This is a genomic window from Streptomyces klenkii, from assembly GCF_003626645.1.
In the GTDB taxonomy this organism is placed as follows: Bacteria; Actinomycetota; Actinomycetes; order Streptomycetales; family Streptomycetaceae; genus Streptomyces; species Streptomyces klenkii.
Genome location: NZ_RBAM01000007.1, coordinates 77237 through 98180, shown reverse-complemented (window position 1 = coordinate 98180; position 20944 = coordinate 77237). Strand labels below are relative to the sequence as shown.

At 71.0% G+C, this 20944-nt stretch carries 18 protein-coding genes; 3 read left to right on the top strand and 15 right to left on the bottom strand.

Features of this window, described 5'->3' with window-relative positions:
* Window position 1 precedes the first annotated feature (1 nt).
* From nuoN to D7231_RS17960, 14 genes are all read right to left on the bottom strand, one after another.
* Complete coding sequence (gene nuoN, locus D7231_RS18025) at window positions 2-1654, bottom strand: NADH-quinone oxidoreductase subunit NuoN (RefSeq protein ID WP_120756513.1); 1653 nt, start codon at window positions 1652-1654, stop codon at window positions 2-4.
* On the bottom strand, window positions 1651-3252 hold the full coding sequence (locus D7231_RS18020; RefSeq protein ID WP_120756512.1) for an NADH-quinone oxidoreductase subunit M: 1602 nt from the start codon (window positions 3250-3252) through the stop codon (window positions 1651-1653). The genes nuoN and D7231_RS18020 overlap by 4 nt, the downstream gene beginning before the upstream one ends.
* Before the next feature lie 2 nt (window positions 3253-3254).
* On the bottom strand, window positions 3255-5150 hold the full coding sequence (gene nuoL, locus D7231_RS18015) for an NADH-quinone oxidoreductase subunit L (RefSeq protein WP_120756511.1): 1896 nt from the start codon (window positions 5148-5150) through the stop codon (window positions 3255-3257).
* Between the two features lie 12 nt (window positions 5151-5162).
* Window positions 5163-5462, bottom strand: a complete 300-nt coding sequence (nuoK, locus tag D7231_RS18010; RefSeq protein ID WP_030368474.1) for an NADH-quinone oxidoreductase subunit NuoK — start codon at window positions 5460-5462, stop codon at window positions 5163-5165.
* A complete protein-coding gene (locus D7231_RS18005; RefSeq protein ID WP_120756510.1) occupies window positions 5459-6361 on the bottom strand; it encodes an NADH-quinone oxidoreductase subunit J in 903 nt (300 codons plus the stop codon). Before D7231_RS18005 ends, nuoK begins: the two co-directional genes overlap by 4 nt.
* The gene (nuoI, locus tag D7231_RS18000) at window positions 6358-6966 is read right to left on the bottom strand and encodes an NADH-quinone oxidoreductase subunit NuoI (RefSeq protein WP_120756509.1); all 609 of its coding nucleotides are present in this window, start codon (window positions 6964-6966) and stop codon (window positions 6358-6360) included. The genes D7231_RS18005 and nuoI overlap by 4 nt, the downstream gene beginning before the upstream one ends.
* Before the next feature lie 5 nt (window positions 6967-6971).
* Window positions 6972-8339 carry an NADH-quinone oxidoreductase subunit NuoH gene (nuoH, locus tag D7231_RS17995; protein WP_120756508.1) on the bottom strand — a complete coding sequence of 456 codons (1368 nt, stop codon included), beginning with the start codon at window positions 8337-8339 and terminating at the stop codon, window positions 6972-6974.
* Entirely contained in the window at window positions 8336-10846 is a 2511-nt protein-coding gene (locus D7231_RS17990; protein WP_120756507.1) for an NADH-quinone oxidoreductase subunit G, read from the bottom strand. The genes nuoH and D7231_RS17990 overlap by 4 nt, the downstream gene beginning before the upstream one ends.
* The gene (gene nuoF, locus D7231_RS17985; protein ID WP_120756506.1) at window positions 10843-12204 is read right to left on the bottom strand and encodes an NADH-quinone oxidoreductase subunit NuoF; all 1362 of its coding nucleotides are present in this window, start codon (window positions 12202-12204) and stop codon (window positions 10843-10845) included. Before nuoF ends, D7231_RS17990 begins: the two co-directional genes overlap by 4 nt.
* A complete protein-coding gene (nuoE, locus tag D7231_RS17980; protein ID WP_120756505.1) occupies window positions 12201-13025 on the bottom strand; it encodes an NADH-quinone oxidoreductase subunit NuoE in 825 nt (274 codons plus the stop codon). Before nuoE ends, nuoF begins: the two co-directional genes overlap by 4 nt.
* A gap of 112 nt (window positions 13026-13137) precedes the next feature.
* Window positions 13138-14460, bottom strand: coding sequence for an NADH-quinone oxidoreductase subunit D (locus D7231_RS17975; protein ID WP_120756504.1), 1323 nt, complete (start codon window positions 14458-14460; stop codon window positions 13138-13140).
* A complete protein-coding gene (locus D7231_RS17970; RefSeq protein WP_120756503.1) occupies window positions 14460-15221 on the bottom strand; it encodes an NADH-quinone oxidoreductase subunit C in 762 nt (253 codons plus the stop codon). Before D7231_RS17970 ends, D7231_RS17975 begins: the two co-directional genes overlap by 1 nt.
* Window positions 15218-15772 (bottom strand): NuoB/complex I 20 kDa subunit family protein, encoded by a 555-nt coding sequence (locus D7231_RS17965; protein WP_120756502.1) that lies wholly within the window; start codon window positions 15770-15772, stop codon window positions 15218-15220. Before D7231_RS17965 ends, D7231_RS17970 begins: the two co-directional genes overlap by 4 nt.
* 10 nt (window positions 15773-15782) lie before the next feature.
* Entirely contained in the window at window positions 15783-16142 is a 360-nt protein-coding gene (locus D7231_RS17960) for an NADH-quinone oxidoreductase subunit A (protein ID WP_030368484.1), read from the bottom strand.
* A 717-nt stretch (window positions 16143-16859) separates the two neighbouring features.
* On the opposite strand from D7231_RS17960, the gene D7231_RS17955 reads away from it, so the two are divergent.
* Together D7231_RS17955 and D7231_RS17945 are read left to right on the top strand one after the other, a co-directional pair.
* On the top strand, window positions 16860-17702 hold the full coding sequence (locus D7231_RS17955) for a C40 family peptidase (RefSeq protein ID WP_120756501.1): 843 nt from the start codon (window positions 16860-16862) through the stop codon (window positions 17700-17702).
* A gap of 401 nt (window positions 17703-18103) precedes the next feature.
* Window positions 18104-19141 (top strand): winged helix-turn-helix domain-containing protein, encoded by a 1038-nt coding sequence (locus D7231_RS17945; RefSeq protein WP_120756500.1) that lies wholly within the window; start codon window positions 18104-18106, stop codon window positions 19139-19141.
* A 68-nt stretch (window positions 19142-19209) separates the two neighbouring features.
* Here D7231_RS17945 and D7231_RS17940 read toward each other — a convergent pair whose 3' ends face one another.
* The gene (locus D7231_RS17940) at window positions 19210-19845 is read right to left on the bottom strand and encodes a hypothetical protein (protein WP_120756499.1); all 636 of its coding nucleotides are present in this window, start codon (window positions 19843-19845) and stop codon (window positions 19210-19212) included.
* Between the two features lie 247 nt (window positions 19846-20092).
* Between D7231_RS17940 and D7231_RS17935 the strand changes: the two genes are divergently transcribed.
* Window positions 20093-20944 carry a helix-turn-helix domain-containing protein gene (locus D7231_RS17935; RefSeq protein WP_120756498.1) on the top strand — a complete coding sequence of 284 codons (852 nt, stop codon included), beginning with the start codon at window positions 20093-20095 and terminating at the stop codon, window positions 20942-20944.

Below are 20944 nucleotides of genomic sequence, written 5' to 3'. Positions count from 1 at the left end.
GCTAACGCACGAACACCCCCGCCTGGCCCGCCAGGTCGAGGAAATACTGCGGCGCCACGCCCAGCACCAGCGTGACGGCGACGCCGATCGCGATCGCCGACGACGTCAGAGCGCTCGGGACGGCGACCGTCGGCCCGTCCTCCTTCGGCTCGCTGAAGAACATCAGCACGATCACCCGGACGTAGAAGAACGCGGCGATCGCCGAGGACACCACACCGACGATGACCAGCGGCCCCGCCCCGCCCTGCGCCGCCGCCTTGAACACCGCGAACTTCCCCGCGAACCCGCTCGTCAGCGGAATGCCCGCGAAGGCCAGCAGGAACACCGCGAACGTCGCCGCCGTGAGCGGCGAACGGCGGCCCAGCCCGGCCCACTTGGACAGGTGCGTGGCCTCCCCGCCCGCGTCGCGCACCAGCGTCACGACCGAGAACGCGCCGAGCGTGACGAACGAGTACGCGCCCAGGTAGAACAGCACGGACGACACGCCGTCGGGCGTCGTCGCGACGACGCCGGCGAGGATGAACCCGGCGTGGGCGATGGAGGAGTAGGCCAGCAGCCGCTTCACGTCGGTCTGGGTGACGGCCACGATCGCGCCCACCAGCATGGTGACGATCGCGACGCCCCACATCACCGGCCGCCAGTCCCAGCGCAGCCCCGGCAGGACCACGTACAGCAGCCGCAGCAGCGCGCCGAAGCCGGCGACCTTGGTCGCTGCGGCCATGAAGCCCGTGACGGGCGTGGGGGCGCCCTGGTAGACGTCCGGGGTCCACATGTGGAAGGGCACCGCGCCGACCTTGAAGAGCAGGCCCATCAGGACGAGCGCGCCGCCGATCAGCAGCAGGGCGTCGTTGCCGGTGGTGGCGGCGAGGGCCGGATCGAGCGTGCGGACGCCGCCGCTGACGACGTCGGCGATGCCGGAGTACGTGACCGTGCCCGCGTAGCCGTAGAGCAGGGCCACGCCGAAGAGCAGGAAGGCCGAGGAGAAGGCGCCGAGCAGGAAGTACTTGACGGCCGACTCCTGCGACAGGAGCCGCTTGCGGCGGGCCAGCGCGCACAGGACGTACAGCGGGAGGGAGAAGACCTCCAGGGCGACGAAGAGCGTCAGCAGGTCGTCCGCGGCGGGGAAGACGAGCATGCCGCCCACCGCGAAGAGCACGAGCGGGAACACCTCGGTCGTGGTGAAGCCCGCCTTGACCGCGTCCTGCTCGGCCCGGCCGCCGGGCACGGCGGCACCCTGGGCCGCGAAGGAGTCGACGGGCCGGCCGTGCGCCGCCGGGTCCAGGCGCCGCTCGGCGAAGGTGAACACGGCGACCAGGGAGACCAGGAGAATGGTGCCCTGGAGGAACAGCGCCGGGCCGTCCACGGCGACGGCGCCCATCGCGGCGGCGTGCGCCTTGCCCGTGGCGTAGCCGCCGGCCGCGAGGGCGACGACGGCGGCGAAGGCCGCGGCCAGCGCGACGCAGGTCAGCAGCGTCTGGGCGGCGTAGCGGACGCGGCGCGGGAGGAACGCCTCCACGAGGATGCCGAGCACCGCGGCGCCGAGCACGATCAGCGTCGGGGACAGCTGGGCGTACTCGATGTGCGGCGCCGGGATCTTCTGCGGCGCGTCCGCCGACATCGTCCACAGGCTGTGGACGGATGCTGCGTGGCTCACTTCGCGGCCTCCACATCGTTCACATCGGGCTTGGGGTCGGCCTGGTGCACCTGCGACATCGTGTGCCGCACCGCCGGGTCGAGGATCTCCGTCACCGGCTTGGGGTAGACGCCGAGGACGAGCAGGAGGGCGATCAGCGGGGCGACGACGGCCAGCTCGCGCGCCCTGAGGTCGGGCATGCCCCGCACCTCCTCCTTCACCGGCCCGGTCATGGTGCGCTGGTAGAGCACGAGGACGTACAGCGCGGCCAGCACGATGCCGAGCGTGGCCACGATGCCGGCGGCCGGATAGCGGCTGAACGTGCCGACGAGGACGAGGAATTCGGAGACGAAGGGCGCGAGGCCGGGCAGCGACAGCGTCGCGAGGCCGCCGACGAGGAACGTGCCGGCGAGCACCGGGGCGACCTTCTGCACGCCGCCGTAGTCCGCGATGAGCCGCGAGCCGCGGCGGGAGATCAGGAAGCCCGCCACCAGCATCAGCGCGGCCGTGGAGATGCCGTGGTTGACCATATAGAGCGTCGCGCCGCTCTGGCCCTGGCTGGTCATCGCGAAGATGCCGAGCACGATGAAGCCGAAGTGCGAGATCGAGGCGTACGCGACCAGCCGCTTGATGTCCCGCTGCCCGACCGCGAGCAGCGCCCCGTACAGGATGCTGATCAGGGCCAGGACGACGATGACGGGGGTGGCCCACTTCGAGGCCTCCGGGAAGAGCTGGAGGCAGAAGCGGAGCATCGCGAACGTGCCGACCTTGTCGACCACGGCAGTGATCAGCACGGCGACGGGCGCGGTGGCCTCGCCCATGGCGTTGGGCAGCCAGGTGTGCAGCGGCCACAGCGGGGCCTTGACGGCGAAGGCGAAGAAGAAGCCGAGGAACAGGGCGCGTTCGGTGGTGGTCGCGATGTCGAGCTTGCCGGCGGCGCGCGCCTGGACGATCTCCTGGAGGGAGAAGGTGCCGCTGCCGAGCTGGTCGGCGGTGACCGCGTACAGCCCGATGACGGCGGCCAGCATGATCAGCCCGCCGACGAGGTTGTAGAGGAGGAACTTCACGGCCGCGTACGAGCGCTGGGCCGCCGCGCCCGCGTCGCCGTTCCCGGCCGCCCCGTCCCCGAAGCCGCCGATGAGGAAGTACATCGGGATGAGCATGGCTTCGAAGAAGATGTAGAAGAGGAAGACGTCGGTGGCCTCGAAGGAGATCACCACCATCGCCTCGACCATGAGGATCAGCGCGAAGAAGCCCTGGGTCGGCCGCCAGCGCGAGGAACCGCTCTCCTGAGGGTCGGCGTCGTGCCAGCCGGCCAGCATGATGAAGGGGATCAGCAGGGCGGCCAGGGCGATGAGGACCACCGCGATGCCGTCCACGCCCAGTTCGTAGCGGACCCCGAAGTCCGCGATCCAGGCGTGCGACTCCGTGAGCTGGAAGGGCCCCTTGGCGTCGGGGTCGAAGCGCACGAGCTGGACGGCCGCCAGGGCGAGCGTCGCGAGCGAGAAGGCGAGCGCGAGCCACTTGGCGGCGGTGCGCCGCCCGGCCGGCACGGCCGCGGTGGCGACCGCGCCGACCGCGGGGATCGCGGCCGTGAGCGTCAGCAGGGGAAAGGCCATGATCAAACCGCCCTCATCAGCAGGGTGGCGGCGATGAGCACCGCCGCACCGCCGAACATCGAGACCGCGTACGAACGGGCGTAGCCGTTCTGCAGCTTGCGCATCCGGCCCGACAGCCCGCCCACCGAGGCGGCGGTGCCGTTGACGACGCCGTCGACCAGGGTGTGGTCGACGTAGACCAGGCTGCGGGTGAGGTGCTCGCCGCCGCGGACCAGCACGACGTGGTTGAAGTCGTCCTGGAGCAGGTCCCGCCGGGCGGCCCGGGTCAGCAGGCTGCCGCGGGGGGCCGTGACGGGGACGGGCCGGCGCCCGTACTGCGCCCAGGCGATCGCCACGCCGATCACGAGCACGAGCATGGTGGCGGCGGTGACGGTGAGGGCGCTGACGGGCGAGTGGCCCTCCTCGTGCCCGGTGACCGGCTCCAGCCACTTCAGGAAGGTGTCGTTGATGCTGAACAGGCCGCCGGCGAAGACCGATCCGAAGGCCAGGACGACCATCGGAATCGTCATGGTGCGGGGCGACTCGTGGGGGTGCGGGAGCTCGCCGTTCGCGTCGGGCTGCCAGCGCTTCTCGCCGAAGAAGGTCAGCAGCATCACCCGCGTCATGTAGTACGCGGTGATGGCCGCGCCCAGCAGGGCCGCGCCGCCGAGGATCCAGCCCTCGGTGCCGCCCTTGGCGAAGGCGGCCTCGATGATCTTGTCTTTGGAGAAGAAGCCGGACAGCCCCGGGAAGCCGATGATGGCGAGGTAGCCGAGGCCGAAGGTGACGAAGGTGACCGGCATGTACTTCCGCAGGCCGCCGTAGCGGCGCATGTCGACCTCGTCGTTCATGCCGTGCATGACGGAGCCGGCGCCGAGGAAGAGCCCGGCCTTGAAGAAGCCGTGGGTCACCAGGTGCATGATCGCGAAGACGTAGCCGACGGGGCCCAGCCCGGCCGCGAGGATCATGTACCCGATCTGGGACATGGTGGAGCCGGCCAGGGCCTTCTTGATGTCGTCCTTGGCGCAACCGACGATGGCACCGAAGAGGAGCGTGACCGCGCCGACCGTGACCACGGCCGTCTGTGCGTCCGGCGCCGCGTCGAAGACCGCGCCGGAGCGGGTGATCAGATAGACGCCGGCGGTCACCATCGTCGCGGCGTGGATGAGGGCCGAGACCGGCGTCGGGCCCTCCATCGCGTCCCCGAGCCAGGACTGGAGCGGCACCTGGGCGGACTTGCCGCACGCGGCGAGCAGCAGCATCAGCGCGATCGCCGTCAGCTTGCCCTCCCCCGCGTCGGTGGCCCGGTCAAGGACGGGGTCGAAGGCGAACGTGCCGAACGTGGTGAACAGCAGCATGATCGCGATCGACAGCCCCATGTCGCCGACGCGGTTGACCAGGAACGCCTTCTTGGCGGCGGTGGCCGCGCTCGGCTTGTGCTGCCAGAAGCCGATCAGCAGGTACGAAGCGAGGCCGACGCCCTCCCAGCCCACATACAGGAGCAGGTAGTTGTCGGCGAGGACGAGCAGCAGCATCGCGGCGAGGAAGAGGTTGAGGTAACCGAAGAAGCGCCGCTTGCGCTCGTCGTGGGCCATGTAGCCCACCGAGTAGAGGTGGATGAGCGAGCCCACGCCCGTGATCAGCAGGACGAAGGTCATCGACAGCTGGTCGAGGTGGAAGCCGACGTCCGCGCGGAAGCCGCCGACGGGCACCCACTGGAAGACCGTGACGTCCAGGGCGCGCTCCTCGCCGCCCTTGCCGAGCATGTCGGCGAAGAGCACCACGCCGAGCGCGAAGGACACGGCCGCGAGCAGGGTCCCCAGCCAGGGGCCGCTCCGGTCGAGCCGGCGCCCGCCGCACAGCAGCACACCCGCTCCCAGCAGGGGCGCGAGGACGAGCAATCCGATGAGGTTCTCCACGTCAGCGTCCCCTTACAGCTTCAGCAGGCCGGCGTCGTCCACCGAGGCCGAGTGCCGGGAGCGGAAGATCGTCACGATGATGGCGAGGCCCACCACGACTTCGGCCGCGGCCACGACCATCGTGAAGAAGGCGATGATCTGGCCGTCGAGGTTGCCGTGCAGCCGGGCGAAGGTGACGAACGCGAGGTTGCAGGCGTTCAGCATGAGCTCGACGCACATGAAGATGACGATCGCGTTCCGCCGGATGAGCACGCCGGCCGCCCCGATGGTGAACAACAGGGCCGCCAGATAGAGGTAGTTGACCGGGTTCACTTGCTCGCCCCCTTCGCGTCGGCGTCCTCGCTGCGGCCCCGCTCCTGCCAGTCGCTGGAGCGCTGCTCCAGGGCCTTGAGGTCCGCCAGGGCCTCGTCCGAGACGTCCCGGACCTGGCCCCGGGCGCGCAGGGTGGGGCTGACGGTCAGGTCGGAGGTGGTGCCGTCGGGCAGGAGGCCCGGGATGTCGACGGCGTTGTGCCGGGCGTAGACGCCGGGGGCGGGAGCGGGAGTAGGAAGGTGCCAGGCGGAGCCTGTCGTTGAGGGGTGGTGGTCGGGCGACGGGCGGGACTGCTTCCCCTCGCGGACGCGCTGTTCGGCGCGCTCGCGCTGGGTGGCGGCGCGCTCGGTGCGCTCGCGGTGGGTGAGGACCATCGCGCCGACGGCCGCGGTGATCAGCAGGGCGCCGGTGATCTCGAACGCGAAGACGTACTTGGTGAAGATGAGGGCGGCGAGGCCCTCCACATTGCCGCCCGCGTTGGCCCCGCCGACGCCGTTCCACTCCTTCAGGGAGGCGTTGGAGATGCCGGCCATGAGCAGGATGCCGAAGCCGAGCACGCACAGCCCGGCGAGCCACCGCTGGCCCTTGATGGTCTCCTTGAGGGAGTCGGCGGCGGTGACGCCCACGAGCATGACGACGAAGAGGAAGAGCATCATGATCGCGCCGGTGTAGACGACGATCTGGACGACGCCCAGGAAGTAGGCGCCGTTGGCGAGGTAGAACACCGCCAGGACGATCATGGTGCCGGCCAGCGAGAGGGCGCTGTGCACGGCCTTCTTCATCAGGACGGCGCCGAGCGCCCCCAGGACGGCGACGACGGCCAGGATCCAGAACTGGACGGCCTCGCCGGTCGAGGTCGTGGAGGCGGGCGAGGCGGCGAGGGAAGCGGCGAGGCTCACGCGTCCGCCCCTTCCTCATGGGGCCGTTCGCCCTTGGACGCGGCGACCTGGCGGACCGTGCCGGGCGCGGCCTCGGTCACCAGGCCGCGGTAGTAGTCCTGTTCGGCCATGCCGGGGAAGATCGCGTGCGGGGAGTCGACCATGCCCTCCTCCAGGCCCGCGAGCAGCTCCTCCTTGGTGTAGATGAGCGACTCGCGGCTGCTGTCGGCCAGTTCGTACTCGTTGGTCATGGTGAGGGCGCGGGTGGGGCACGCCTCGACGCACAGGCCGCACAGGATGCAGCGGAGGTAGTTGATCTGGTAGACGCGGCCGTAGCGCTCGCCCGGCGAATAGCGCTCCTCGTCCTTGTTGTCCGCGCCCTCCACGTAGATGGCGTCGGCGGGGCAGGCCCAGGCGCACAGCTCGCAGCCGATGCACTTCTCCAGGCCGTCCGGGTGCCGGTTGAGCTGGTGGCGGCCGTGGAAGCGGGGGGCCGTCGGCTTCTTGTACTCCGGGTACTGCTCGGTCAGCCGCTTCTTGAACATGGCCTTGAAGGTCACGCCGAAGCCGGCCACGGGATTGCGGGGGGTATCGCGGGACGCGTCGCCCGCGGGGTCGGTAGCCACTGCCGTCAGCCCTCCTTTCCGTCACGCACAGTATCGGGCCCACCACTGACAATGAGCGATCCGTCACGGCGCGGCCTGCGGCGCGGCACCGGCGGCAGCGTCTGCCCGGGCAGCGGCGGTACGGGGAACCCGCCGCCCGCCGGGTCGAACTCCCGCTCCGGCGCGGCCTCCCCGTCCCCCTGGCCGCGCTCGCCCTTGCGGAAGATGTCCGCCACGAAGGAGAGCAGCAGGACCGCGACGACGGCGCCGCCCACGTACAGCACGATCTGCTGGAAGTCGTAGTTCTCGTTCCGCAGCGCCCGCACCGAGGCGACGAGCATCAGCCACACCATCGAGACCGGGATGAGGACCTTCCACCCCAGCTTCATGAACTGGTCGTAGCGCAGCCGCGGCAGCGTGCCGCGCAGCCAGATGAAGAAGAACAGCAGCAGCTGTAGCTTGATCACGAACCACAGGAGCGGCCACCAGCCGTGGTTCGCGCCCTCCCAGAACGCCGAGACGGGGTACGGGGCCCGCCAGCCGCCCAGGAACAGCGTCACGGCCACCGCCGAGACGGTGACCATGTTGACGTACTCGGCCAGCATGAACATCGCGAACTTGATGGAGGAGTACTCGGTGTTGAAGCCGCCGACCAGGTCGCCCTCGGACTCCGGCAGGTCGAACGGCGCCCGGTTGGTCTCCCCCACCATCGCCACGATGTAGACGAGGAAGGACACCGGCAGCAGCAGCACGTACCAGCGGTCGTGCTGGGCCTCCACGATCGCCGACGTCGACATCGACCCGGAGTAGAGGAAGACGGCGGCGAAGGAGACGCCCATCGCGATCTCGTACGAGATCATCTGCGCGCACGAGCGCAGGCCGCCCAGCAGCGGGTACGTCGAGCCGGAGGACCAGCCCGCGAGCACGATGCCGTAGATGCCGACCGAGGCCGTGGCGAGGATGTAGAGCACGCCGATCGGCAGGTCCGTGAGCTGCATCGTCGTGCGGTGCCCGAAGATGGAGATCTCGTTGCCGGCGGGGCCGAAGGGGATCACGGCGATCGCCATGAACGCGGGGACGGCCGCCACGACGGGGGCCAGCAGATAGACCGCCTTGTCCGCCCGCTTGACGATCACGTCCTCTTTCAGCATCAGCTTGATGCCGTCCGCAAGGGATTGCAGCATGCCCCACGGGCCGTGCCGGTTGGGGCCGATCCGCAGCTGCATCCACGCCACGACCTTGCGCTCCCAGACGATCGAGAACAGCACGGTCAGCATGACGAACGCGAAGCAGAAGACCGCCTTGACGACGACCAGCCACCACGGGTCCCGGCCGAACACCGACAGGTCCCCGGCGGCCAGCTCGCCCAGTCCGTAAGCCTCTACAGCCTTCACTGCCGCGCCTCCGGTGTCCCGCTCCCGGTGCCCTCACCGGGATCCGCCCCGATCCGTACGAGCTCGCCGGGGCGCGCCCCGGTGTCTCCGGCGACACCGCCGCCCGCCGAGTTCAGCGGCAGCCACACCACGCGGTCCGGCATGGCCGTCACGCACAGCGGCAGCCGCACCGTCCCAGCCGGGCCCGTCACCGCCAGCACCTCGCCCTCGCGCACGCCCGCCTCGGCGGCGGTCGCGGGCGACAGGCGGGCGAGCGCCGCGTGCCGCGTGCCGGCCAGGGCGTCGTCGCCGTCCTGGAGGCGGCCCCGGTCCAGCAGCAGCCGGTGGCCCGCGAGGACCGCCTCGCCCGCACCCGGCCGCGGCAGCGGCCGGCCGGACTCCGCCGGGTCCGCGGCGTGCTCGCCGTCCCAGGGGCCGAGGCGGCGCAGCTCCGCGCGCACGGCGCCGACGTCGGGCAGGCCGAGGCCGATGCCCATGGCGTCGGCCAGCATGTGCAGCACGCGGCCGTCCGCGGGCACGTGGCGGCGCGGCAGCTGGTCCGGCTTGATCGCGACCTCGAACGGCCGGGCCCGGCCCTCCCAGTTGAGGAACGTGCCCGCCTTCTCCGCGACGGCCGCCACCGGCAGGACGACGTCCGCCCGGTCCGACACCTCGCTCGGCCGCTGCTCCAGGCTGACCAGGAAGCCGACGGCCTCCAGGGCCTCCCGCGCGCGGGCCGGGTCCGGCAGGTCCGCGACCTCGACGCCGCCCACCAGCAGGGCGCCCAGCTCGCCCCGCGCGGCCGCCTCCACGATCTGGCCGGTGTCCCGGCCCGGGCTGCGCGGCAGGCCGGACACGCCCCAGGCGGCCGCGGTCTCCTCGCGCGCGCGCGGGTCGGTGGCCGGGCGGCCGCCGGGCAGCAGTCCCGGCAGGGCCCCCGCCTCGATCGCGCCGCGCTCTCCGGCCCGGCGCGGGATCCACACCAGCCGCGCGCCGGTCGCCCCGGCCGCGGCGACGGCGGCCGACAGCGCGCCGGGCACGCCCGCGAGCCGCTCGCCGACGACGATCACGGAGCCGTCCGCGCGCAGGGCGCCGGCCGCGGCCTGCCCCCCGGCGTCCAGGCCCGCGCCGTCGGCCAGCGCCCGCAGCCACGCGGTCTCGGTGCCGGGCGCGGCCGGCAGCAGCGTGCCGCCCGCCTTCTCCAGGCCGCGGCTGGCGTACGTGGCGAGCGCGAAGACGCGCTGCCCGTGCTTGCGCCAGGCCTTGCGCAGCCGCAGGAAGACGCCGGGCGCCTCCTCCTCGGCCTCGAAGCCCACCATCAGCACCGCCGGGGCCTTCTCCAGCGCCGCGTACGTCAGCCCGCCGCCGTCCAAGTCCCGGCCCCGGCCGGCCACGCGGGCCGCCAGGAAGTCGGCCTCTTCACCGCTGTGCACCCGGGCCCGGAAGTCCACGTCGTGCGTATCGAGCGCCACGCGCGCGAACTTGGCGTACGCGTACGCGTCCTCGACCGTCAGCCGGCCGCCCGTCAGGACACCCGCTCTGCCGCGCGCCGCCGCCAGCCCGCGCCCCGCCGCCTCCAGCGCCTCCGGCCAGCTCGCCGGCTCGAGGACGCCCTCGGCGCTGCGCACCAGCGGGTGCGTGAAGCGCTCCGGCCGCTGCGCGTAGCGGAACGCGAAGCGGCCCTTGTCGCACACCCACTCCTCGTTGACCTCCGGGTCGTCGGCGGCCAGGCGGCGCATCACCTTGCCGCGCCGGTGGTCCGTGCGCACCGCGCAGCCGCCCGCGCAGTGCTCGCACACCGACGGCGACGACACCAGGTCGAAGGGGCGGGAGCGGAAGCGGTACGCCGCCGAGGTCAGCGCCCCCACCGGGCAGATCTGGATGGTGTTGCCCGAGAAGTACGACTCGAAGGGCACGCCCTCGCCCGTGCCGACCTGCTGGAGCGCGCCGCGCTCCAGCAGCTCGATCATCGGGTCGCCCGCGATCTGCTGGGAGAAGCGGGTGCAGCGCGCGCACAGCACGCACCGCTCGCGGTCCAGCAGCACCTGCGGGGAGATGGGCACCGGCTTCTCGAAGGTCCGCTTGCGGCCCTCGAAGCGGCTGTCCGCCTGCCCCGCCGACATCGCCTGGTTCTGCAAGGGGCACTCGCCGCCCTTGTCGCAGACCGGGCAGTCCAGCGGGTGGTTGATCAGCAGCAGCTCCATCACACCGCGCTGCGCCTTCTCCGCGACCGGCGAGGTCAGCTGCGTCCGGACGACCATGCCGTCGGTGCAGGTGATGGTGCAGGACGCCATCGGCTTGCGCTGGCCCTCCACCTCCACGATGCACTGCCGGCAGGCGCCGGCCGGATCGAGCAGCGGGTGGTCGCAGAAGCGGGGGATCTCGATGCCCAGCAGCTCCGCGGCGCGGATGACCAGCGTCCCCTTGGGGACGGAGATCGCTGCGCCGTCGATGGTGAGGGAGACGAGGTCCTCCGGCGGCGGCTTCGCGCCCCCTCCTCCGGAGGGGGCAGACGTCGTGACCGTCACGCGTTCACCTCCAGGGGGAAATTCTGCGGGCCGTCGGCCCACAGGGTCGACTTCGACGGGTCGAAGGGGCAGCCCTTGCCCGTGATGTGCTGCTCGTACTCCGCGCGGAAGTGCTGGAGCGAGGAGAGGATGGGCGCCGCGGCGCCGTCGCCGAGGGCGCAGAACGACTTGCCGTTGATGTTGTCGGAGATGTCGGCGAGCTTGTCGAGGTCGGCCTTGCGGCCCTTGCCGGCCTCGATGTCGCGCAGCAGCTGGACGAGCCAGTACGTGCCCTCGCGGCAGGGCGTGCACTTGCCGCACGACTCGTGCGCGTAGAACTCCGTCCAGCGGGTGACCGCGCGGACCACGCACGTCGTCTCGTCGAAGCACTGGAGCGACTTGGTGCCCAGCAGCGAGCCGGCCGCGCCCACGCTGTCGAAGTCCAGCGGCACGTCGAGGTGTTCGGCGGTGAACATCGGGCTGGAGGAGCCGCCCGGCGTCCAGAACTTCAGCCGGTGGCCGGGCCGCATGCCGCCGCTCATGTCGAGCAGCTGGCGCAGCGTGATGCCCATGGGGCCCTCGTACTGGCCGGGGTTGGTGACGTGCCCGGAGAGCGAATAGAGCGTGAAGCCGGGGCACTTGTCGGTGCCCATCGAGCGGAACCACTCCTTGCCCCGGTGGAGGATCGCGGGAACCGACGCGATGGACTCCACGTTGTTCACCACGGTGGGGCAGGCGTAGAGGCCGGCGACCGCGGGGAAGGGGGGCCGGAGCCGGGGCTGGCCGCGACGGCCTTCGAGCGAGTCAAGGAGGGCGGTCTCCTCGCCGCAGATGTACGCGCCGGCGCCCGCGTGCACGGTCAGCTCCAGGTCCAGCCCGGAGCCGAGGACGTTCGTGCCGAGGTAGCCCGCGGCGTAGGCCTCGCGCACGGCCTCGTGCAGCCGGCGCAGCACGGGGACGACCTCGCCGCGCAGGTAGATGAAGGCCCGGTTGGAGCGGATCGCGTGGCAGGCGATCACGATGCCCTCGATGAGGGTGTGCGGCGCGGCGTAGAGCAGCGGGATGTCCTTGCAGGCGCCCGGCTCGGACTCGTCCGCGTTGACCACGAGGTAGTGCGGCTTGCCGTCGCCCTGCGGGATGAACTGCCATTTCATGCCCGTCGGGAAGCCCGCGCCGCCGCGGCCGCGCAGGCCCGAGTCCTTCACGTAGGCGATCACGTCGTCGGGGGCCATCGCGAGCGCCTTGCGCGCGCCCTGGTAGCCGTCGTGGCGCAGGTAGGTCTCCAGCGTCCAGGAGCGCGGCTCGTCCCAGAACGCGGAGAGCACCGGGGCGAGCAGCTTCTCCGGGCTCGTCTCCCCCATCGCTGGTGCCATGGTCATCCCTCCCCCTCCTCGGTGACCGGTCCGGCGGGGTGGTCGGGGTCCGAGGCGGACGTCTTCTGCGGCGCGTCATGAGAGCCGGGGTGCTCTCCGGGGTGCTGCTGCTTGGTGGTGGAGGGCGGGGCGCCGCGCGGCGGGCCCACCCGGGCCGGGCCGCCGGCGTGCTCGCCCTTGGCCAGCCGCAGCCCCGCCAGGGAGGCCGGCCCGGCGCCGCCGCCCGCCTCGACCGCGCCCGGGCGGGGGTCGGGGAAGCCGGCGAGGATCCGGGAGGTCTCCCGGAAGGTGCACAGCGGGGCGCCGCGGGTCGGCTCGGCGGCGCGGCCCGCGCGCAGGCCGTCGACGAGGGCCTTGGCGCTCTCGACGGTCTGGTTGTCGAAGAACTCCCAGTTGACCATCACGACGGGCGCGAAGTCGCAGGCGGCGTTGCACTCGACGTGCTCAAGAGTGACCTTGCCGTCGGGCGTGGTGCCGCCGTTGTCGACGCCGAGGTGCCGGCGCAGGCCCTCGAAGATCGCGTCGCCGCCCATGACCGCGCACAGGGTGTTGGTGCACACCCCCACCTGGTATTCGCCGCCCGGCTCGCGCCGGTACATCGTGTAGAAGGTGGCGACCGCCGTGACCTCGGCGATGGTCAGGCCGAGCGTCTCGGCGCAGAAGCGCATGCCGGTCCGGGTGACGTGGCCCTCCTCGGCCTGGACGAGGTGGAGCAGCGGCAGCAGGGCGCTCCGGCTGTCGGGATAGCGGTCGATCACCTCCTTGGCGTCGGCCGCCAGCCGCTCCCGCACCTCCGCGGGATAGTCCGGCGCGGGGAGCGAAGGCATCCCCAGCTGTACGTCATGGCTCACAGCGCCTCCCCGTTCGCTTCTCCGCCCGCGCGGCGCAGAGGTGCGGGTTTCGTGTTTGTCTGCGGCCCGGCGGCCGCGCGTGCGACGCTCACCGATCGACGCCTCCCATCACGGGATCGATGGACGCCACCGCGACGATCACGTCGGCCACCTGGCCGCCCTCGCACATCGCCGCCATGGACTGCAGGTTGGTGAAGGACGGGTCACGGAAGTGGACGCGGTACGGGCGGGTGCCGCCGTCGCTGACGACGTGCACGCCCAGCTCGCCCTTGGGCGACTCGACCGCGGCGTAGACCTGCCCGGGCGGCACCCGGAAGCCCTCCGTGACCAGCTTGAAGTGGTGGATCAGGGCCTCCATGGAGGTGCCCATGATCTTCTTGATGTGGTCGAGGGAGTTGCCGAGGCCGTCGGGGCCGAGGGCCAGCTGCGCGGGCCAGGCGATCTTCTTGTCCGCGACCATGACCGGGCCGGGCGCCAGCCGGTCCAGGCACTGCTCGATGATCCGCAGGGACTGGTGCATCTCCTCGATGCGGATGAGGAAGCGCCCGTACGCGTCGCAGGTGTCGGCGGTCGGCACCTCGAAGTCGTAGGTGTCGTAGCCGCAGTAGGGCTGGGACTTGCGCAGGTCGTGCGGGAGGCCGGTGGCGCGCAGGATGGGGCCGGTCGCGCCGAGGGCCATGCAGCCGGCCAGGTCGAGGTAGCCGATGTCCTGGAGGCGGCCCTTGAAGATGGGGTTGCCGGTGGCGAGCTTGTCGTACTCCGGCAGGTTCTTGCGCATCTTCTTCACGAACGCGCGCACCTGGTCCACGGCGCCGGGCGGCAGGTCCTGCGCGAGGCCGCCGGGGCGGACGTAGGCGTGGTTCATGCGCAGGCCGGTGATCAGCTCGTAGATGTCGAGGACGAGCTCGCGGTCCCGGAAGCCGTAGATCATGATCGTGGTGGCGCCGAGCTCCATGCCACCGGTGGCGATGCACACCAGGTGCGAGGAGATTCGGTTCAGCTCCATCAGCAGGACGCGGATGACCGAGGCGCGGTCGGGGATCTGCTCCTCGATGCCCAGCAGCTTCTCCACGCCCAGGCAGTACGCCGTCTCGTTGAAGAACGGCGTCAGGTAGTCCATGCGCGTGACGAAGGTGGTGCCCTGCGTCCACGTCCGGTATTCGAGGTTCTTCTCGATGCCGGTGTGGAGGTAGCCGATGCCGCAGCGGGCCTCGGTGACGGTCTCGCCGTCGATCTCCAGGATCAGCCGGAGCACGCCGTGGGTGGACGGGTGCTGCGGCCCCATGTTGACGATGATGCGCTCGTCGTCGGCCTGTTTCGCCGCCGTCGCGAGCTCGTCCCAGTCGCCGCCGGTGACGGTGTAGACGGTGCCTTCCGTGGTCTCGCGCGGGCTTGCCTGTGATGCGCTCATCAGCTGTACGACCTCCGCTCGTCCGGAGCCGGGATCCGGGCGCCCTTGTACTCGACGGGGATGCCGCCGAGGGGGTAGTCCTTGCGCTGCGGGAAGCCCTGCCAGTCGTCCGGCATCATGATCCGCGTGAGCGCGGGGTGGCCGTCGAAGACGAGGCCGAAGAAGTCGTAGGCCTCGCGCTCGTGCCAGTCGTTGGTGGGGTAGACGTCGACGACCGTCGGCAGGTGCGGGTCGTCGTCGGGGACGCTCACCTCCAGCCGGATCAGCCGGTTGTGGGTGAGCGAGCGCAGGTGGTAGACCGCGTGCAGCTCGCGGCCCTTGTCACCGGGGAAGTGCACTCCGCTCACGCCCGTGCACAGCTCGAAGCGGAGCGCGGGGTCGTCGCGGAGGGTGCGGGCGACGCGCGGGAGGTGCTCGCGGGCGATGTGGAACGTGAGCTCGCCGCGGTCGACGACGGTCTTCTCGATGGCGTTCTCCGGGAGGAGGCCCTGTTCTTCGAGGGCTCCCGCGAGCTCGTCCGCCACCTCGTCGAAGTACCCCCCGTAGGGGCGGGTGGCCTCGCCCGGCAGCCGGACGGTGCGCACCAGGCCGCCGTAGCCGGAGGTGTCGCCGCCGTTGCGGGCGCCGAACATGCCGCGCTGGACGCGGACGGCCTCGCCGTGGTCGCCGCGCTGGCCGGGGAGGTTCTGGGCGTTGACGTCCTTGTCGGGGTTCACGCCGTTGGCGTGCGGCTCGCTGCCGCCGGCCGTGGGTCCGCTCATCGCAGCAGCCCCTTCATCTCGATCAGGGGCAGGGCCTTCAGGGCCGCCTCCTCCGCCTCGCGCTCGGCCTTCTCGCGGTGCGGCCCGAGCTTCTCGCCCTGGATCTTCTTGTGAAGCTTCAAGATCGCGTCCATCAGCATCTCGGGGCGCGGCGGGCAGCCGGGCAGGTAGATGTCGACCGGCACGATGTGGTCGACGCCCTGGACGATCGCGTAGTTGTTGAACATGCCTCCGCTGGAGGCGCAGACCCCCATGGAGATCACCCACTTGGGGTTGGGCATCTGGTCGTAGACCTGGCGCAGGACGGGGGCCATCTTCTGGCTGACCCGGCCGGCGACGATCATCAGATCGGCCTGGCGGGGCGAGCCGCGGAAGACCTCCATGCCGAAGCGGGCCAGGTCGTAGCGGCCGGCGCCGGTGGTCATCATCTCGATGGCGCAGCAGGCCAGGCCGAAGGTCGCCGGGAAGACGGACGACTTGCGGACCCAGCCGGCGGCCTGTTCGACGGTGGTCAGCGCGAAGCCGCTGGGCAGCTTCTCCTCGAGTCCCATGTGGTGCCCCCTAGTCCCATTCCAGGCCGCCGCGGCGCCAGACGTAGGCGTAGGCGACGAAGACGGTGAGCACGAAGAGCAGCATCTCCACGAGCCCGAACAGACCCAGGGCGTCGAAGGTGACGGCCCAGGGGTAGAGGAAGACGATCTCGATGTCGAAGACGATGAAGAGCATCGCCGTCAGGTAGTACTTGATCGGGAAGCGCCCGCCGCCCGCGGGCTGCGGAGTGGGCTCGATGCCGCACTCGTAGGCCTCGAGCTTGGCGCGGTTGTACCTCTTGGGCCCGACGATCGAGGCCATGACCACGGAGAAGATCGCGAAGCCTGCCCCGAGGGCTCCCAGTACGAGGATGGGCGCGTAGGCGTTCACCGCTCCTCGCTCCTTCCAGTCGACGCTGACTGCCGGCTTAACCGGACCCGGCCGGGCGGACCGCCCCTGCGGGCCACCGGAGATCACCGCGAAGATCGCCGATATGTGAGGCAGTTCACAAGCCCGGGTCGATTGCATCCTATGCCCGCCGGTCTGTGATCTGCGACACGGGGTACGCAGCCGAGTTTGTGATCTCCACCACCTGACGAACGATCATCAAGTCGGATGAGCGGCGATCTTCGCACACGAAGCGCACAAGTGATCACCAGGGGTGACATTCGGACGCTCATTGCCTGGTCGGAGGGGTGGCGCACTATCAAGCGGTGCGCCGTGCATGCAAATTGGCATGTGCGCCTGTCAACTGATAAGGACCGTCGCCCCACTGACCCGGCGTCGCCCGCGGGGCGCCGCTGGTGCCTTCGTTCACGAGGGCTCGCGCGGGGCGGCCGTGACGTGAGCTGCGCCACGCGCCGGGAGGTTCGGGGGCCGGATTTCGTGGGTAGCCTCGACACGCGAGCTGTGATGGTGATATGACCATCGCCGATCATGACCGGTGGCCAAAACCCCATGCTGAGGCGGCTGATAGGGGTTCGCGGATGATCGGCCGCCGTGATGTTCCCGTGATCAAATGCCCGAATTCTGGGCGCGTGCACGTCAATTGTGACGCACGTCACCTTTATTGAACTCAACCTGCGCGGACTGATAGTCCGTTGTCCCATGTCCCCCAACGCGCACATAACCAGCCACCGGAAGCCCCGTCGTACGGCCACCCAGTCGTGGGTCGTCCGCACTGGTGTTGCCGGTGGCGTCCTCAGCACCCTGGCCGTGGCCGGCGCCGGTTCCGCCACCGCCGCCGAGAAGCCCGTCGAGTCGACCGTCGAGATGCCCACGGTCAACGCGGCCCTGGCCACGTCCATCGCGCAGAGCGCGGCGGCCACCCAGCAGACCGCTTTCGACTACCAGGACCGCGCGCAGCAGGACGAGGCGAGCAGCAAGGTCGCCGCCGCCGCCAAGAAGGCTGCGGACGAGGCCGAGCGCAAGGCCGAGGCGGAGCGCAAGGCCGCCGCCGCCAAGGAGAAGCGCGAGCAGGAGGAGGCGGACCGCGCCTCCCGCGCCACCGAGCGCAAGAGCCTCAGCACCAAGTCCGCCGCCCAGACCTCCGAGGACGCGGCCACGGCCGCCTCGTCCTCCTCGAAGGGCGCCACCGGCTCCTCCGCCACCCTGGTCTCCTTCCTGGAGGCCCAGCTCGGCAAGGCGTACGTGATGGGCTCCACCGGCCCGTCCTCCTACGACTGCTCCGGCCTGGTCATGGCGGCCTACAACCAGATCGGCATCAGCCTGCCGCGCGTCTCGCAGGACCAGTCGACGGCCGGCACCGCGGTCTCGCTGAGCAACCTCCAGGTCGGCGACATCCTGTACTGGGGCCCCGCGGGCAGCGCGTACCACGTGGCCGTGTACGTCGGCGGCGGCAAGTTCATCGGCGCGCAGAACCCGAGCACGGGCATCGTCGAGCGCGACATGAGCTACTCGCAGCCCACCGGCGCGGTGCGCGTCCTCTAAGACCGCCGGGTCCGCCGGGTCCGGCACGGACCGGGGACACCGCAAGACGTACGAAGGGCCGCCGTCCCACCGCTCGGGACGGCGGCCCTTCGGCATGCCCGCCGGCGGCCGTGTCCCCCGCACGGCCCGCGGCGCGGCTGCCGGCCGGATACCCTGCGGCCCCCGTAACCCCCAGGGCGCACCCGGCCTCCCCCGTGCCGGGACGGGCCCCTCCGAGCCGCTGGAGAAGCGCCCGTCCCGGTGTGTGAAGTCTGCAAGCACCCTCACCGGCGGGACAAAGCCCTTCGGCGGGAGCCGAATCCGGGCACGGCGCGGGATCTGTGCGCAAAACGCGGAGACTGCGGGCAAAGCCCCGCACGGAGGTTCCCCGCGCGGGCGGCCCCGCGCTACCGTCGGTCGTCGTGCTCCGCATCCACTTCGGCCCGGACGACCTCGGCAGGGTGCGCCTCACACCCGGCCCGGACCCCCTGGCGGAGGCGGCGCTGAGCCTGCCCGTGCTCCAGAACCGCTGGATGGGCGGGATCGCCCTCGACGGCTGGCGGCAGCGCACCCAGCGCGGCATGAGCCCCCTCATGCGGCCCCTGCTGGAGCTCGCCCCGGCGGACATGGGCGAGTACCTCCCGGAGGCGTTCCTGCACGCCGAGTACGGGGCCACCACGCTCGCGGAGAGCCTGGAGTCCGTGTGGGCCCTGCCGCAGAAGGTCTGGACGGCCGAGCTGGAGTGCGCGCTGGACCACCGCCCCGTGCCGCAGTGGTTCGGCGACCTGCACACCGCCGACCGGTCGGCCGCCCGCACCGTCGACCAGGCCTTCCGCTCGTACTACGACAAGGCCCTCGCGCCCTACTGGTCGCAGGTGACCGCCTGCGTGCAGGCCGACCGCACGCGCCGCACCCGCACCGCCGCGGAGCAGGGCGTGGAGCACCTCCTGGCCACCCTGCACCCCACGGTGCGCTGGGAGCCGCCCGTGCTGCACGTGCCCTGCATGCACAACGCGGGCTTCCACCGGGACTTCCACGACGTGCACCTGGCGGGCCGGGGCCTCACCCTCACGCCCTCGTTCTTCTGGCCGCACCCCACGGCCCGCGCCCACAGCGCGGACGACGAGGCGCCCATCGACCTCTGCTACCCCGTCGCCCTCGACCTCACCGCCTACCAGACGGTGCTCGCCGGCCCCGCCGACCCGGCCGGGCGCGGCTCCGGCGGCCTGGCGCGGCTGACCGCCCTGCTCGGCCGCACCCGCGCCCGCGTGCTGGACGCGGCCGCGGACGGCGGCAGCACCGCGCAGCTCGCCCGCCGCGCCGGGGTCTCCCCGGCCTCGGCGAGCGAGCACGCGACCGTCCTGCGGGAGGCGGGCCTCCTGACGACCCGCCGCACGGGGCCGTCCGTTCACCACACGCTCACACAGCTCGGGCAGGCGCTGCTGAACGGAGTGACGTAGTTTTCCCCAGGGCCCCTGCCGCCCTGCCCTTGGTGCCCTTGGTGCCCCGGGTGGCCCCTTCCCCGAAGTCACCCGAAGGACGGACCCCTCTCACGCCTTGGGCGCCGATCACCATGGCTCCGGGATGACCGGCGCGCATGCGAGGGCCTCCTCATCACCCGGAAGGCGCGCCACCCGGCGACCCGCCGTAAGCGCCACAGAGCACGGGTGCGCCACGGGTCGGCGGGCGCCACGAGCAGGCCCGTGCAGTCCGCGAGTTCGTGGGCCGTCCTCTCGACGGGCAGCGTGAGGTAGACGCTCGTGGCTGGTCGGCGGCCGTCCCACATGCGGGAAACGCTGATGGAGAGCGCCATCCGACGGATGATCTCCAGCCGGGGCGCGGCGACGAGGTCCCTCGGCGTCAAGTGGTACAGGGTGCGCGAAGGGCCGTCGCTGTCCTCGATCACGAAGGCCACGTACGTACGGTGAAGGCAGACGGTCACGGTGACCCTCGGGTGCTCGGGGGTCTCGGCGAGGACGTAGGCGATGGCGTCGGATACACAGACGCGCGCGTCCTCGATCACTGCGGGGTGAGCGCGCAGGATCGCTTGCAGAGAGTCACGCGCGACTCGGACCGCCGTTTCGGTGGCCGGCACGGCGATGCGGTAGAGCTCGCCCTGGTCGTCGGTTGTGGGGCGGGGACTACTGAGCATGGCTGTACGCATGGGGCGTCTCCCATCGGTTGGAGCCGCGCACCTCACGTCGTCCGTGGCTCGGCCGCCCCCCGGAGTGCCCGTCAACAGGCATGCAGGCGGCTGCACTTCGGGTCTTCCCGGCGTGCTGCGCGGTGCTGTCAGGACCATAGAGCGACCCAGGAAACGAGTGCAACCCATTCGGTAAATCTGTGCACCAGCTAGACCCTTTCGAAGGTCACACGCGAGACTGTCCGCACCAGACCAGGGGAGGAGCGGCATGCCACCAAGGACGGCACCGACGGGACGGCAGCAGAGGCTCGGCGCCGAGCTGCGGAAGATGCGCGAGCAGGCCGGCCTCTCCCCACTGGACGCCGGCCGCGAGCTGGGAGCCGACCGCACACGCATCAGCAACACGGAGGCAGGGCGCCTCGGGTTGAGCCCGGAAAGAATCCGGACGTTTGCGCGCATCTACTCATGCCCCGACAACAAGTACGTCGACGCCCTTGTTGCCATGGTGGACGAGCGGGGTAAGGGATGGTGGGAGGAGTACCGGGGAGCGCTCTCCCCGAGCACGCTCGATCTTGCCGAGCTGGAGTATCACGCTTCCAGCTTGACGGTTCTCCAGCTCGCGTACATCCCGGGACTTCTCCAAACCGAGGAATACGCACGGAGCCTATTCCTGAACACCGTTCCACCACTCGCCCCAGTGGACGTCGAGCGTCGCGTATCGTTCCGGATGCAACGGAAGTGCGTCATGCAGAGGACCCCGGCAACGCCCTGCACCTTCGTGATCCATGAGTGCGCTTTGCGGATGCTTCACGCCGGCGTGGACGGCCAACGCCGACAGCTCGACAGGCTGATCGATGTCAGCAGCCATGAGGGAGTCACCATTCGCGTGATTCCCTTCGCCGCCGGATCGTTCCCGGGGGCGAACACATCTGCCACGTTCGCCGAGGGCGCCGTCCCCAAGCTGGATACCGTCCAGATCGACACCGCCCACGGCTCGCTGTTCCTCGACGCCGAAGCGCATCTAGAGAATTACCGAAGCATTCTGAAGTACGCCAAGAAAACTGCCCTCGCCCCCAAGGAGTCGAGGGAATTTATCCACAGCATCGCAAATCAACCGTGA

What these genes read in the sequence shown, in the direction of transcription:
- D7231_RS17955 (WP_120756501.1), top strand. Translation starts at nt 16,860, where the DNA reads ATGTCCCCCAACGCGCACATAACCAGCCACCGGAAGCCCCGTCGTACG.
- nuoE (WP_120756505.1), bottom strand. Translation starts at nt 13,025, where the DNA reads ATGCCTTCGCTCCCCGCGCCGGACTATCCCGCGGAGGTGCGGGAGCGG.
- D7231_RS18020 (WP_120756512.1), bottom strand. Translation starts at nt 3,252, where the DNA reads ATGGCCTTTCCCCTGCTGACGCTCACGGCCGCGATCCCCGCGGTCGGC.
- D7231_RS17965 (WP_120756502.1), bottom strand. Translation starts at nt 15,772, where the DNA reads ATGGGACTCGAGGAGAAGCTGCCCAGCGGCTTCGCGCTGACCACCGTC.
- nuoF (WP_120756506.1), bottom strand. Translation starts at nt 12,204, where the DNA reads ATGACCATGGCACCAGCGATGGGGGAGACGAGCCCGGAGAAGCTGCTC.
- D7231_RS17970 (WP_120756503.1), bottom strand. Translation starts at nt 15,221, where the DNA reads ATGAGCGGACCCACGGCCGGCGGCAGCGAGCCGCACGCCAACGGCGTG.
- D7231_RS17975 (WP_120756504.1), bottom strand. Translation starts at nt 14,460, where the DNA reads ATGAGCGCATCACAGGCAAGCCCGCGCGAGACCACGGAAGGCACCGTC.
- D7231_RS17935 (WP_120756498.1), top strand. Translation starts at nt 20,093, where the DNA reads ATGCCACCAAGGACGGCACCGACGGGACGGCAGCAGAGGCTCGGCGCC.
- D7231_RS17940 (WP_120756499.1), bottom strand. Translation starts at nt 19,845, where the DNA reads ATGCGTACAGCCATGCTCAGTAGTCCCCGCCCCACAACCGACGACCAG.